Source organism: Tepidimonas sp. (assembly GCF_046292505.1).
Taxonomy (GTDB): Bacteria; Pseudomonadota; Gammaproteobacteria; order Burkholderiales; family Burkholderiaceae_C; genus Tepidimonas.
This window is the reverse complement of the sequence record NZ_JBKBQX010000006.1, coordinates 59,384-72,660: the sequence shown is the minus strand read 5'-3', so window position 1 is coordinate 72,660 and position 13,277 is coordinate 59,384. Positions and strand designations below refer to the sequence as shown.

The window sequence follows — 13,277 nt, the reverse complement described above, 5'->3', positions numbered from 1 at the left end:
CGCCAAGTGTAACGAGCACACGTCCGGGCAATGCTCACTACAATGTGAACAGTGATCGCGATCGTCCGTCATCGCCGCTGGCCGCTTGCGCTGGCCCTTCTGGCGCTGCTGTGGGCAGCGCTGGCGCCCACGCTCGCCCGGGCGTGGGTGGGCGATCCACGTGCCGGTGAGCGGGTGCAGATCTGCACCAGCACCGGCATGGCGTGGGTGACGCTGGAAGCAGCCGGCGACGCCGCGCCGGACGATGGCAGCGCCGCCGCGATGGCGTGCGACTGGTGCCTGCTGCACGGCGGGCCAGGGTTGCCGCCGTCCGCAGCCGGCGGCGGTCTGCCGCCTGCCGCCGATCCGTCGGCGCCGGTGCTCGATAAGGTCGGCGCGGCCGTGCCACCGCTGGCGTGGTGGTGGCCGCAGCCGCACGCGCCTCCGCTCCTGTTTGTCTGACGCCGCACCGCGTGCGGGCCGTGCTGGCTCGCCCTGGCGCTGCCGCCGTGGCCGCCCGCCGCCGATCGCGGCATGCCGGGCGCGCCTCCCCCTTCTGTCACGACGCCCAGGAGGCTTGCTTTCGATGAACCCTGATCGCTTGGCCGCGGCGCCCCGGCGCCGCTGGCTCGGCCTCGCTGCTGCCGCGCTGGCGGCCGTGGCCGTCCCTTGGTTGGCCGGCTGCGAGCGCGGAGCCGACCGCCCCGCGCTGCGCGGCATCGATGTCACCGGCGCGCCGTACGGCCGCACGCTGTCCCTGACCGATCAGCACGGCCAGCGCCGCACGCTGCAGGACTTTCGCGGCAAGGTGGTGATGCTGTACTTCGGCTTCGTGCAGTGCCCGGACGTCTGTCCGACGGCGCTGGCGCGCGCGGTGGAGGTGATGCAGCGCCTGGGGCCCGACGCCGAGCGTGTGCAACTGCTGTTCGTCACCGTGGACCCGGAGCGCGACACCCCCGCGCTGCTGCGCGACTACATGGCGGCGTTTTACCCGTCCTTTCTCGGGCTGACCGGCACGCCCGACGAGATCGCCGCGGCGGCGCGTGAATTCAAGGTGTACTACGCCAAGGTGCCCACCGGCAGCGGCTACACCATGGACCACTCGGCGCAGACCTACCTGATCGATGCGCAGGGTCGCCTGCGCATCGTGCTCAAGCACGAGCAAACCGCCGACGACTACGCGCACGACATCGCGTGGTTGCTGCGCGAGGGCGCCTGATGCCCCACCGTTCCGTTTTCCAACCCCCCCGAAAGGAGATCCCACCATGTCCCGCAACCTGATCCGCAGCGCCGTCGCTGGCGCACTGCTGGCCCTGACCGCCACCGCTTGGGCGCAGACCGTCAAGATCGACGAGCCCTGGGTGCGCGGCACCGTCGCGCAGCAGAAGGCCACCGGCGCCTTCATGCGCCTGACCGCCCCAGAAGCCATGCGCCTGGTGGCCGGCGAGTCGCCGGTGGCCGGCGTCGTCGAGATCCACGAGATGGCGATGGACGGCGACGTGATGCGCATGCGCGCCATTCCCGGGCTGGCGCTGCCCGCGGGCCGGCCGGTGGAGCTCAAGCCCGGCGGCTACCACGTGATGCTGATGGACCTCAAGCGCCCGCTGGCCGGCGGCGAAACGGTGCCGCTGACGCTGGTGTTCGAGAACGCCGCCGGGCAGCGCGTGCGCCAGGAGGTTCAGGCCAAGGTGATGGCGTTGGGTGCGCCCTCTGGTTCCATGGGGGGCGCTGGTCACGGCGCGCATCGCCACTGATTCCGAAATCCGAAATCTGACATCTCGAAAGGAGGATCGCGATGGATCCCGTTAGGGTGGCCCTGGGGCGAATTGGCTCGATCCGCATGGCGATGGCCACGCTGCTGTTGGGTTTGGGCTTGCTGGCCAGCGTGCCGGCGTGGGCGCGCACCAGCATGGCCGATGAATCCACGCCGATCGTGGAGTTGATGCCGCTGATCCTCAAACACGAGGCGCAGCTGGGTCTGGCCGACGCGCAGCGTCAGGCGCTGGAGCAGTTCCGCAAGGAGGCGATGCCGCGCCGCATCGCGCTGACCAAGCGCATCCGTGACCTGCGCGGTGAGCTGCGGCTGGCCATTCTGGAGGGCGCGCCGCAGGTTCGCCGCGACGAGCTGCGCCAGCAGCTCGTGCAGGCCGAGCAAGAGCACCTGCAGGCGCGCGAACGCTGCGCCGAGTTCGTGCGTGCGACGCTGACGCCGGAGCAATTCGCGCGCGTGCGCCAGTGGTATCTGGAAAGCCTGCATTGAGATGGTTGCCGCAGCCGTTCCGGATGACAGGCAAGGGGCCCCTTGCGCGTCGCCGTCGTCGGTGATGCTGGCGCCGCAGCAGATCCTGTTCGACGCCGGCGGTGGTGGTGGGCCTTGGCGTCTGCTGCGTGGGCTGGTGCGGTTGGATCATGTCGGCCGTGACGGGCCGCTGCTGGTGATGTTGGCCGAGCCAGGCGACTGGCTCGGCATCGATGCGCTGGCAGCGCAGCCGCACGGCTGGCGCGCCACCGCCATCACCCCGGTGGTGCTGCAGGGGCCGCTGGCGCCGCCCGATGCGACGCAGCGTGCGACTTGGCTGACCGAGGCGCTGCTGCAGCTGCCTGAGCGTGCGCACTCGATGGCGCTCTTGCGCACCGGCTCGGTGCGCCAGCGGCTGGCGGCACTGCTTCGTTTGCTGGCGCGGCCGGATGTGCTGGGCGAGGCCGACGGCCCGCTGGGCCTGCGCCGCCGCTTGCCGCCGCTGCGCGTGCTGGCGGAGTTGGTGGACGCCAAGCACGAGACGGTGTGCCGCGTGCTGGCCGAACTGCTGCCGCGCCAGCCTGTGCAGGCCGCCGAGGTGGCCGGGGCGGTTGTCCAGGCCGCCGCGGCCTGAGAGGCGACGTCACCCGGCTCAGACAGTGGCGTGCTGCAGCGCCACGGCCGGGGCTGGCGCCGAGGCCGCCCCGGCGCCGCGCGCGAACGTGACCACGTGGTCGACCGCGGCGCGGATGCCGATCCACTCCCCGATCGCATGGTCGTGGTGCGACGGCACGTGCACTTGCAGCAGTTGACCGTCGGCCAGCCGCAGCGTGTAGAGAAACTCCGCGCCACGGAAGGCCTTGCGCACGATCTCGGCCCGAAACGGCGAGGCGTCGTCGTGCACCACGTCGTCGGCGCGCAGCAGCACCTCGCACAGCCCGTCGGGGAAGGCGCTGGGCAGCGGACACTCGGCCACATCCTCCAGCTCGCCCAACGGCGTTTCCACCACCACCTGCTGGCCCCGCGTCAAGATGCGCGCCGGCGCAAACACGCCGTGCCCGATGAACTCCGCGACGAAGCGCGTGGCCGGCCGGTGGTAGAGCGCATAGGCGTCGTCCCATTGGTGCAGCCGCCCCTGGTGCATGACGCCGATCACGTCCCCGATCGCGAAGGCCTCCAACTGATCGTGCGTGACGAAGAGCGCCGTGATGCCCGCAGCCTTGATGATGCTGCGGATCTCGTGCGCCAGCCGTTCGCGCAGATCCACGTCCAGGTTGGAGAAGGGCTCGTCCAGCAACAGCAGGCGCGGCTGCGGTGCCAGCGCCCGTGCCAGGGCCACGCGCTGCTGCTGACCGCCCGAGAGTTCGTGCGGATAGCGCCGCTGCAGGCCCTCCAGCCCGACCAGGCGCAGCGCCTCGGCCACCCGCGCGCGGCGCTGGCCGGCATCCCAGTGGGCCAAGCCAAAGCCCACGTTGCGCTCCACGTCCAGGTGCGGGAACAGCGCATAGTCCTGGAACACCATGCCGATGCGCCGGTGCTCCGGCGCCACATGCACACCGTCGCCGCTGACCGGCTCGCCCCCCAGCGCGATGGTGCCGCCGGCAATGCGCTCCAGCCCCGCCACCGCGCGCAGCAGCGTGGTTTTGCCGCATCCCGATGGTCCGATGAGCACGCCGATGTCGCCGGCGCGCAGGCCCAATGTGACGCCATCGACAGCGGGCTGGGGCGCGCGCGGATACCGCACGGAAACCTGGGTGACAGCGAGGTCCATGCCAGCATTGTAGATAATGCGCATTCTCATTTGCACCCGCTCATGGATAACCCACCCAACGTCGCTCCGGCACCGCGTCCCGCGGTGTCTCCGTCCCGCTGGCTGGGTCGCCGCTGGCCGGTGGGGCAGATGCTGGCGCAGGCGGGGCTGCCCCTGTTTGCCGCCGCGCTGGCCCTGCCGGTCATGGCCCTGGTCGTGGCGGCGCTGGCGGGGGATGCGGCATCCGCCAATGTCTTGCGCGAGATGGCGGCCACGGTGCTGCCCGGGTACGTGTGGACCAGCCTCTGGCTGTGCCTGGGCGTCGCGGTGGCGGTGGGGCTGGTCGGATCGGCGACGGCAGTGGCCGTGACGCTGTTCGACTTTCCCGGGCGGCGCACGGCCGAGTGGCTGCTGCTGCTGCCGCTGGCCATGCCGGCGTATGTCGTGGCCTACGCCTACACGGACTTTCTGCAGTTTTCCGGGCCGCTGCAGACCACACTGCGCGAGGCGTTTGGCTGGCAGGGGCGCCTGTTCCCCGAGATTCGCAACCCCTGGGGCGCGGCCTGGGTGTTCACCTTCACCCTGTACCCCTATGTCTATCTGCTGGCGCGCACGGCGCTGGCGGAGCGCGCGCCACAGTTGCTGGAGGCGGCGCGGCTGCTCGGTGCCCCGTTTGCCCGGCGCGTGCGCGAGGTCGCGCTGCCACTGGCGCGCCCCGCCATCGCGGCTGGCATCGCCCTGGCGCTGATGGAGACGCTTGCCGACTACGGGGTGGTCAGCTATTTCGGGGTGCAGACCTTCACCGCCGGCATCTACAAAGCGTGGCTGGTGATGGACGACCGCACCGCCGCGGCGCAGCTCGCCCTGATGTTGTTGGCCACCGTGGCCCTGCTGCTCTGGGCAGAGCGGCGGGCGCAGCGGCGCTTGCGGTTTTCCGCCCCGCGCGCCCAGCGCCAGGGGGCCGACGCACAGCCAGCGCGGCTGATGGGCCGGCAGGTGGTGCTGGCCTGGGCCGTGTGCGGCCTGCCCGTCGTGTTGGGTTTCGTGCTGCCGGTGGCCTTCATGCTGCGTCCCTTGGTGCAGGGTTGGGATGAGCTGCCATGGCACGCCTTTGGCGGGTGGGCGCGCAACAGCCTGCTGTTGGCGGGAGGCAGTGCCGTACTCGCCACAGGGGCGGCCCTGGCCCTGGCCCATGCGGTGCGGCGAGCGCCCAGCGTGCTCAACCGGTGGGCGGTGCGTGTGGTGGGCCTCGGGTATGCAGTGCCGGGGGCTGTCGTCGTCGTCGGCCTGCTGCTGCCCGTGGGCTGGGCGCAGGCCCGCTGGCCGGACAGTTCGGTGTCCTACTGGGTGACGGCCACGGTGCTGGGCATCGTCTGGGCGTATCTGGTGCGCTTCACGGCAGTGGCGCTGCAGTCGGTGCAAAGCGGCTACAGCCGCATCCCCGCCAGTTGGGACGATGCGGCCGCCACCCTCGGGGTGGCAGGCGCTGCCCTGTGGTGGCGCGTGCATTGGCCGCTGTTGCGCCGCTCCACGCTGGCCGCGCTGCTGCTGGTGTTCGTCGATGTGATGAAGGAACTGCCCGCGACACTGGTCCTGCGGCCCTTCAACAGCGACACGCTGGCGGTGGTGGCGCACCAACTCGCCCGCGACGAGCGCCTGGGCGAAGCCGCCTTGCCCGCCCTCGCGCTGGTGGCGGTGGGCTTGATCCCCGTGGTGCTGCTCAGCCGCGCCCTGCGCCGCGGGGAGGCGGCTGCGTGCTGATGGCGCGACCCCCTGGCGCGTTGCCAGGCATTGGCCCCCCCGCCAGGAATCGAACCTGGATTTGCCGCTTAGGAGGCGGCCGTTCTATCCATTGAACTACGGCGGGTTCCTGGTGTGGCGTCGCGGCCATCGTGAACATGCCAGTCTACACCAAGACCTTTACGTTCTCGGCAATGGGGCGTTTGGGGGCTTCGATGTCAAAGACGCATTGACTACAATGCAATCATTGCAAGCAACTGGAAGTGCCCCCATGGCTGCCCTGACGATACGGAACGTCGACGAGGCCCTCAAGCGGTCGCTGCGCCTGCGCGCGGCGCAGCATGGCGTGTCCATGGAAGAAGAAGCGCGCCGCATTCTGCGGGAAGCCTTGCTGCGCGTATCCCCCACCCAGCCGTTGGGGCAGCGCCTGCGGCAGCGGTTTGCCGACGTGGCGGATGCAGACTTCGAACTGCCGGTGCGTCAGAAGCCGCGCACGCCCCCCGTTTGGGATGATGCGCCGTGATCTTGCTCGACACGAACGTGCTGTCGGAAGCCATGCGGCCGCAGCCCGCCGAGGCGGTGCTGGCGTGGCTGGACGGCCAGCCGACCGAGCAGGTGTGGGTGTGCTCCATCAGCCGTGCCGAAATCGCGCTGGGGCTGGCCCTGATGCCGGCGAGCAAACGCCAAGCCGCACTGGCGCACGCGGCCGAGGCGATGTTCGCGCAAGACTTCGCCGGGCGCTGCCTGCCCTTCGACGAGCGGGCGGCGCTGCACTATGCCGCCATCGTGGCGCAGCGCACCCGCGCCGGGCGCCCCATCAGTACCGAAGATGTCCAGATCGCGGCCATCGCGCGGTTGCATGGCCTGGCGTTGGCCACGCGCCGTGTGGCGGATTTCGAGGGGATTGACGGTTTGGCCGTGGTCAATCCCTGGCTGGCCGGCGCTTGACCGGGCGTTTGCCGCGCCGTCTTTTTCGGCACCGTTTTTCAGCGCGGTCATTTGGACAACAGGCGCATCGCGTCCTCCAGCCCCTTGAGCGTGAGCGGGAACATGCGCCCGCCCATCAGCTGCTGGATGATCGAGATGCTTTGCCGGTACTGCCACACGCCCTGCGGCTCGGGATTGATCCACGCAAAGCGCGGGAAGGCGTGCGTCAGGCGCTGCAGCCACTCGGCGCCCGCTTCCTCGTTGTTGTATTCGACGCTGCCACCGGGTTGCAGGATTTCGTAGGGGCTCATGGTGGCGTCGCCCACGAAGATGAGCTTGTAGTCCTTGTTGTAGCGCCGGATCACGTCCCAGGTGGGGTGCTTCTCGGCGTAGCGGCGGCGGTTGTTCTTCCACACATAGTCGTACACGCAGTTGTGGAAGTAATAAAACTCCAGGTGTTTGAACTCGGCCCGCACGGCCGAAAAAAGCTCCTCGACGCGCTGGATGTGCTCGTCCATGGTGCCGCCCACGTCCATCAGCAGCAGCACCTTCACATGGTTGTGCCGCTCGGGCACCATCTTGATGTCCAGGTAGCCTGCGTTGGCCGCGGTGGCGCGGATGGTGTCGGGCAGATCCAGCTCCAAGTCCGAGCCCTCGCGCGCGAAGCGCCGCAGCCGCCGCAGCGCCATTTTGATGTTGCGCGTGCCCAGCTCTTGCGTGTCGTCGTAGTCGCGGTAGCTGCGCTGCTCCCACACCTTGACCGCGCTGCGTCCGCCACCCTTGCCGCCGATGCGGATGCCCTGCGGGTTGTGGCCGCCGTGGCCAAAGGGGCTGGTGCCGCCGGTGCCGATCCACTTGCTGCCGCCGGCGTGGCGCTCTTTCTGCTCTTCCAGGCGCTTGCGCAACTCCTCCATCAACTGGTCCCACTCCAGCCGTGGAGCGTTGGCCTTTTGTTCCTCGGACAACACGCGCTCCAGGGTCTGGCGCAGCCAGTCGGCGGGGATGTCCTTGGTGAAGTCGGCGATTTGCTCCACCCCATGGAAGTACGTGGCGAAGGCGCGGTCGAACTTGTCGTAGTGCTTTTCGTCCTTGACCAGGGTGGTGCGAGCCAGGTAGTAGAAGTCGTCGATCGAGCACGCCTCGGGGTTGAGCGGGCCGACCACGCCGGCCTGCAGGGCTTCCAGCAGCGTGAGGTACTCCTTGACCGACACGGGCAGTCGGGCCGCACGGAGGGTGTAAAAAAAGTCGGTCAACATGGGGTGGGGGGGCGGGTCAGCGCGGGCGCGCCAACTGATGCTGCAGGTGCGCCTTCACGCTCGGCCACTCGCTGGCGATGATGCTGTAGACGCAGGTGTCGCGCAAGCTGCCCGGCGCGTCCGGGTGGGTGCAGATCTGGTGGCTGCGCAGCACGCCGTCCAGCTTGGCGCCCAGCCGCTCGATGCCCGCGCGGCTGGCTCGGTTGAAGAAGTGCGTGCGGAATTCCACCGCGATGCAGCCCAGCTCCTCGAACGCGTGGCGCATCAGCAGCCATTTGCACTCGGTGTTGAGGGCCGTGCGCTGCACGGCCCGCCGATACCAGGTGCTGCCGATTTCCAGGCGCCGGTTGGGGGCGTCGATGTGCATGTAGGTGGTCATGCCGACTGCGCGCCCCGCGAGCGCCCCGCTTTGGGCGATGACTGCAAACGGCAGCATGCTGCCGGCTGCCTGCAGTGACAGGCGGCGTTCGATCTCGGCGCGCATGTCCTGCGGCTGGGCAATGGCGGTGTACCACAGCCGCCACAGCTCGCCGTCCTGCACCGCGTCCACCAGGTCGTCGTGGTGCGCCAGTGCCAGGGGCTCCAGCCGGGCATGCTGGCCGACCAGGGTAACGGGCTGACACCAGGGGGTCGAGGGTGGGGTCATGGGCGCACCGATGTGGGCGGGTGTCAGCGGTTGCGCTGGTTCATGAACACGAGCTTTTCGAACAGAACCAGGTCCTGCTCGTTTTTCAGCAGTGCGCCGACCAGCGGGGGCACCGCCAGCTTGCCGTCACCGGACTGCAGCGCGCTCGGGGCAATGTCTTCGGCGGCCAGCAGCTTGAGCCAGTCCAGCAGCTCCGACGTGGAGGGCTTTTTCTTCAGCCCCGGCAGTTGCCGGATGTCGAAGAAGGTCCGCATCGCGGCGCCGACCAGCTCGTCCTTCAGGCCGGGGAAGTGCACCTCCACGATCTGCTTCATCGTGGCCGGCTCGGGGAACTTGATGTAGTGGAAGAAGCAGCGGCGCAGGAAGGCGTCGGGCAGCTCCTTCTCGTTGTTGGAGGTGATGAACACCAGCGGCCGGTGGCGCGCACGGATGGTCTCGCGCGTCTCGTAGCAGTGGAACTCCATGCGGTCGAGCTCGCGCAGCAGGTCGTTGGGGAATTCGATGTCGGCCTTGTCGATCTCGTCGATCAACAGCGCCACCGGACGCTCGGCGGCAAAGGCCTCCCAGAGCACGCCCTTGACGATGTAGTTGCGGATGTCCTTGACGCGGTCGTCGCCGAGCTGGCTGTCACGCAGGCGGCTGACCGCGTCGTACTCGTAGAGGCCCTGTTGCGCCTTGGTGGTGGATTTGATGTGCCACTGCAGCAGCGGCATGTCCAGCGCGCGCGCCACCTCCTCGGCCAGCATGGTCTTGCCGGTGCCGGGTTCGCCCTTGAGCAGCAGCGGTCGCTGCAGCCGGATGGCGGCGTTGACGGCCAGCAGCAGATCGGGGGTCGCAACGTAGGAGGACGAACCGGTAAAACGCATGGTTTTCATGGAGGATCGAGGGTGGAACGAGTCTATATAATCGGGCGTTGATTTTTGTCAAACGTCCCTCCGATTGTGCTTGCAACATGAACCAAACGATGACCACTCTGCTGAAATCCGTTGTCGCAAGCGCGACCGTCGTTGCTGCCCTGGGCGCGCAAGCCCAGACCCCCGCGGGGGACGTCAAAGCCGGTGAATCCAAGGCGGCCATGTGCATCGGCTGCCACGGCATCCCGGGTTACCAGAACAGCTTCCCGGAGATCCACAAGGTCCCCAAGATTTCTGGTCAGTCGGAGCCGTATATCGCGGCCGCGCTGCAGGCGTACCGCAAGGGTGATCGCAAGCATCCGACGATGCGCGGCATCGCTGGCTCGCTGTCGGATCAGGACATCGCCGATCTGGCGGCGTTCTACGCCGGACACAACCCCGGCGTGACCGCGCCCGAGCAGCCGAAGGCGGCGCCGGCAGCCGTTGCCGCGCTGCTCGAAAAAGGCGCTTGCGTGTCGTGCCATGGGGCCAACTTCAGCAAGCCCATCGACCCGAGCTATCCCAAGATTGCCGGCCAACATGCCGACTACCTCTACGTCGCACTCAAATCCTACGGCGTGGAGGGCAACCCCCACATCGGCCGGGCCAACCCGATCATGGGGGGCATCGTCAAGCAGTTCACGCTGGCAGAGCTCAAGCAGATTGCCAACTACATGGCGACCGTGTCGGGCGAGCTGGCGACCAAGCCGCAGTCTCGCTTCCGTTGATCGCGCAAGCGTCCCCTGCCTGATCGACCGGCCCCTTGTGGGCCGGTCGGCGTTTTTGCGGTGTGCCGTGGTCGGTGCCACGGCATGCGGGCGGGCGGGCCGGGTTTTGGGTGGTCCGGGGCTGTACAATGGAAAGTTTCGTCCAGACCAGAGTCGGTCTGGTGGTGCAACACGATTGGATGGGGGATCGAGCCATGCAAGGGCTTCATCTGACGGCTGATCTGTACGACTGCCGAGGGGCCGACGGTCTGTTGACCGATGCGGCCATGCTGGCCGAGCTGTGCCGGCGCCACACGATCGGGGTGGGGCTGACCCTGGTCGACGAGAAGTGGTATCCGTTTCCGCCGTACAACGGCCAGCCCGGCGGTGTGACCGGCATGCTGCTGCTGGCCGAGTCGCACCTGGCGGTGCACACCTGGCCGGAGCGCCGCGCGGTGACGCTGGACGTCTACGTCTGCAACTTCACCACCGACAACTCCGCCAAGGCCGAGGCGCTGCTGCGCGAGATCGTGGCCGCCTTCGGGCCCGGCCGCAGCGAGATCCACCGCCTGCAGCGCGGCAGCGAGCAGCGTCCGCCGGCGGAGACGATCCTGGAGGCGCTCAACGACGAGGGCGATGCGGTCTACGGCTACACCAGCAGCGAGCGGGTGCTGAGCCGCCGCAGTCCCTTCCAGACGATCGAGCTGATGCGCACGCCGCGCTTCGGCCTGGCGATGCGCATCGACGGGCACTTCATGACCTCCGAAGGCGAGGAGTTCTACTACCACGAGTGCCTGGTGCACCCGGCGGCGGTGGCGCACGGGGCGCCGCGGCGCGTGCTGATCATCGGCGGCGGCGACGGCGGCGCGGCGGAGGAGGTGCTCAAGCACCGCAGCGTCGAGCGCGTCGTGATGGCCGAGCTGGACGGCGACGTGGTGGCGATCGCGAAGGAGCATCTGCGCGCGGTGCACCGCGGGGCCTTCGACGACCCGCGGCTGGAGGTGCGCATCGGCGACGGCCTGGCGTTCGTCGCTGAGACCGCGGAGCGCTTCGACCTGATCCTGCTCGACCTGACCGACCCGGAGACGCCGGCCGGCTCGCTGTATCAGGAGCCGTTCTTCCGCTCGCTGAAGCGCATCCTGAACCCGGGCGGGGCGGTGGTGCTGCACACCGGCACGCCGGTGTTCGAGCCGCAGCAGGTGCGCCGCATCAACGCCGAGCTGCGCGCGGTGTTCGAGCAGGTGCACCCGTTGGGGCTCTACATCCCGCTCTACGGGGCGTACTGGGGCTTCTCGCTGGCCTCCGACCGGCTGCAGCCGCGTGCGCTGGACGAAGCGACGCTGCGGGCGCGCGTGGCGGCGCTGCCGGACCTGCAGTACTACAACGCCGAGGTGCACCCGGCGCTGTTCGCGCTGCCGACCTATTACCGCAAGCTGGTGCAGCCGCAGGAGAGCGCCGCGCCGCTGGAGGGCAAGGGCTGCTGCGCCGAGCCGGCGCTGGTCTGAAACGCGCCGCAGCGCCGGATCCGGCGGGACGGCAGCGGCAGGTTGCTGGTCCGCCCTGTCGGACGGACGTTTCGGCGGGCCGGCCAGGAGCCCTTGGCCCGCAAGCCGGGACCGCCGCCGCGGGGCATCAGGCCGCGGCCAGCCCCAACCGCGCGCGGTGGCGCTCGATTTGCTGCCGCACCTGTTGCGGCGCCGTGCCGCCCACCGTGGCGCGCGCCGCCAGGCTGCCGGCCAGGCTCAGCACGTCGTAGACGTCGGCCTCGATGCCGGGGTGGAAGCGGCGCAGCTCCTCCAGCGGTAGCTCGCTTAAGTCCACGCCGCGCTCGCTGGCCAGCCGCACTGCGGCGGCCACCGTCTCGTGCGCGTCGCGGAAGGGCACGCCCTTCTTGACCAGGTAGTCCGCCAGATCCGTCGCCGTGGCGTAGCCGCGCCGCGCCGCGGCTTCCATCGCCTCGCGGTTGACTGTCAGACCCCCCGAGCGCTGCCCGGTGGCGGGGTCGCGCTCGCCGCCGATCATGTCGGTGAAGATGCGCAGCGTGTCTTTCACGGTGTCCACCGTGTCGAACAGCGGTTCCTTGTCTTCCTGGTTGTCCTTGTTGTAGGCCAGCGGCTGGCCCTTCATCAGCGTCAGCAGCCCCATCAGGTGGCCGACGACGCGGCCGGTCTTGCCGCGCGCCAGCTCCGGCACGTCGGGGTTCTTCTTCTGCGGCATGATGGAGCTACCGGTGGTGAAGCGGTCGGCGATGCGGATGAAGCCGAAGTTCTGGCTCATCCACAGGATCAGCTCCTCGCTCAGGCGGCTGATGTGCACCATGATCAGCGCGGCGGCGGCGCTGAATTCGATGGCGAAATCGCGGTCGCTGACCGCATCCAAGCTGTTGAGGCACAGCTGCGGCTCGCCGTGCTCATCGACCATGCCCAGCGTGCGCGCCACGCGTGCGCGGTCCAGCGGGTAGGTGGTGCCGGCCAGCGCCGCGCTGCCCAGCGGCAGGCGATTGGTGCGCCGGCGCACGTCGGCCAGCCGCTCCTCGTCGCGCGCGAACATCTCCACGTACGCCAGCAGGTGGTGCGCAAAACTGACCGGCTGCGCCACCTGCAGGTGCGTGAAGCCCGGCAGGATCACGTCCACGTGCCGCTCGGCCACCTCCACCAGCGCCGCCTGCAGCTCGCGCAGCAGCGCGGCGATGGCGTCGATCTCGTCGCGCAGCCACAGGCGCACGTCGGTGGCGACCTGGTCGTTGCGGCTGCGGCCGGTGTGCAGCCGCTTGCCGGCGTCGCCCACGAGCTGCGTCAGCCGCGCCTCGATGTTGAGGTGCACGTCCTCCAGGTCCAGTTTCCACTCGAACTGGCCGGACTCGATCTCGGCGCGGATCTGCGCCATGCCGCGCTGGATGTCGGCCCAGTCCTGCGCGCTGAGGATGCCCTGTGCTGCGAGCATCTCGGCGTGCGCCAGGCTGCCCTGGATGTCGGCCTGCCAAAGCCTGCGGTCGAAGAACACGCTGGCGGTGTAGCGCTTGACCAACTCGCTCATCGGTTCGGAGAACAGGGCCGACCAGGCCTGGGACTTGGCATCGAGCTGATTGGGCGACATGACGGGACGGATGGGGTGGGGCGCCGATGGACGACTGGCCGGCG

The 13,277-nt window shown here is 69.2% G+C and carries 15 protein-coding genes and 1 tRNA gene; 10 read left to right on the top strand and 6 right to left on the bottom strand.

Annotated features, from left to right (window positions below; translation table 11 throughout):
• Positions 1 to 51 precede the first annotated feature (51 nt).
• The 5 genes from ACK4TH_RS04815 to ACK4TH_RS04795 all read left to right on the top strand — a co-directional run bounded on the left by ACK4TH_RS04815 (position 52) and on the right by ACK4TH_RS04795 (position 2,852).
• Positions 52 to 441, top strand: coding sequence for a DUF2946 family protein (locus ACK4TH_RS04815; protein ID WP_409623417.1), 390 nt, complete (start codon positions 52 to 54; stop codon positions 439 to 441).
• 124 nt (positions 442 to 565) lie between these two features.
• Entirely contained in the window at positions 566 to 1,198 is a 633-nt protein-coding gene (locus ACK4TH_RS04810; protein ID WP_409623415.1) for an SCO family protein, read from the top strand.
• 46 nt (positions 1,199 to 1,244) lie between these two features.
• Positions 1,245 to 1,733, top strand: coding sequence for a copper chaperone PCu(A)C (locus ACK4TH_RS04805; RefSeq protein WP_409623413.1), 489 nt, complete (start codon positions 1,245 to 1,247; stop codon positions 1,731 to 1,733).
• Positions 1,734 to 1,774: 41 nt separating this feature from the next.
• Positions 1,775 to 2,239, top strand: coding sequence for a Spy/CpxP family protein refolding chaperone (locus ACK4TH_RS04800; protein ID WP_409623411.1), 465 nt, complete (start codon positions 1,775 to 1,777; stop codon positions 2,237 to 2,239).
• Between the two features lie 64 nt (positions 2,240 to 2,303).
• Positions 2,304 to 2,852: a hypothetical protein gene (locus ACK4TH_RS04795; protein WP_409623409.1), complete on the top strand. Its 549-nt coding sequence runs from the start codon at positions 2,304 to 2,306 to the stop codon at positions 2,850 to 2,852.
• Positions 2,853 to 2,870: 18 nt separating this feature from the next.
• Here ACK4TH_RS04795 and ACK4TH_RS04790 read toward each other — a convergent pair whose 3' ends face one another.
• Positions 2,871 to 3,989, bottom strand: a complete 1,119-nt coding sequence (locus ACK4TH_RS04790) for an ABC transporter ATP-binding protein (protein ID WP_409623407.1) — start codon at positions 3,987 to 3,989, stop codon at positions 2,871 to 2,873.
• Positions 3,990 to 4,118: 129 nt separating this feature from the next.
• Between ACK4TH_RS04790 and ACK4TH_RS04785 the strand changes: the two genes are divergently transcribed.
• Positions 4,119 to 5,729: an ABC transporter permease gene (locus ACK4TH_RS04785; RefSeq protein WP_409623512.1), complete on the top strand. Its 1,611-nt coding sequence runs from the start codon at positions 4,119 to 4,121 to the stop codon at positions 5,727 to 5,729.
• 31 nt (positions 5,730 to 5,760) lie between these two features.
• Here ACK4TH_RS04785 and ACK4TH_RS04780 read toward each other — a convergent pair.
• Positions 5,761 to 5,835, bottom strand: a tRNA-Arg gene (locus ACK4TH_RS04780).
• 144 nt (positions 5,836 to 5,979) lie between these two features.
• On the opposite strand from ACK4TH_RS04780, the gene ACK4TH_RS04775 reads away from it, so the two are divergent.
• Entirely contained in the window at positions 5,980 to 6,231 is a 252-nt protein-coding gene (locus ACK4TH_RS04775; protein ID WP_185974508.1) for a FitA-like ribbon-helix-helix domain-containing protein, read from the top strand.
• Positions 6,228 to 6,656 (top strand): type II toxin-antitoxin system VapC family toxin, encoded by a 429-nt coding sequence (locus ACK4TH_RS04770; protein ID WP_409623404.1) that lies wholly within the window; start codon positions 6,228 to 6,230, stop codon positions 6,654 to 6,656. The genes ACK4TH_RS04775 and ACK4TH_RS04770 overlap by 4 nt, the downstream gene beginning before the upstream one ends.
• A 47-nt stretch (positions 6,657 to 6,703) precedes the next feature.
• Here the strand turns inward: ACK4TH_RS04770 and ACK4TH_RS04765 are convergent, their stop codons facing one another.
• From ACK4TH_RS04765 to ACK4TH_RS04755, 3 genes are read right to left on the bottom strand one after another with little or no spacing between them, the layout of a single operon-like run.
• Positions 6,704 to 7,891 carry a vWA domain-containing protein gene (locus tag ACK4TH_RS04765; RefSeq protein ID WP_409623402.1) on the bottom strand — a complete coding sequence of 396 codons (1,188 nt, stop codon included), beginning with the start codon at positions 7,889 to 7,891 and terminating at the stop codon, positions 6,704 to 6,706.
• A 16-nt stretch (positions 7,892 to 7,907) separates the two neighbouring features.
• Positions 7,908 to 8,537, bottom strand: a complete 630-nt coding sequence (locus ACK4TH_RS04760; RefSeq protein ID WP_409623400.1) for a GNAT family N-acetyltransferase — start codon at positions 8,535 to 8,537, stop codon at positions 7,908 to 7,910.
• Between the two features lie 23 nt (positions 8,538 to 8,560).
• On the bottom strand, positions 8,561 to 9,403 hold the full coding sequence (locus ACK4TH_RS04755; RefSeq protein WP_068608812.1) for an AAA family ATPase: 843 nt from the start codon (positions 9,401 to 9,403) through the stop codon (positions 8,561 to 8,563).
• Between the two features lie 86 nt (positions 9,404 to 9,489).
• Here ACK4TH_RS04755 and ACK4TH_RS04750 point away from each other — a divergent pair, with 86 nt between their 5' ends.
• Positions 9,490 to 10,158: a c-type cytochrome gene (locus tag ACK4TH_RS04750; protein ID WP_409623398.1), complete on the top strand. Its 669-nt coding sequence runs from the start codon at positions 9,490 to 9,492 to the stop codon at positions 10,156 to 10,158.
• Positions 10,159 to 10,352: 194 nt separating this feature from the next.
• Positions 10,353 to 11,642, top strand: coding sequence for a polyamine aminopropyltransferase (gene speE / locus ACK4TH_RS04745; protein WP_409623396.1), 1,290 nt, complete (start codon positions 10,353 to 10,355; stop codon positions 11,640 to 11,642).
• A gap of 127 nt (positions 11,643 to 11,769) precedes the next feature.
• On the opposite strand, the gene argH is transcribed toward speE, so the two are convergent.
• Positions 11,770 to 13,233 (bottom strand): argininosuccinate lyase, encoded by a 1,464-nt coding sequence (gene argH, locus ACK4TH_RS04740; RefSeq protein WP_409623394.1) that lies wholly within the window; start codon positions 13,231 to 13,233, stop codon positions 11,770 to 11,772.
• Between the last annotated feature and the right edge of the window lie 44 nt (positions 13,234 to 13,277).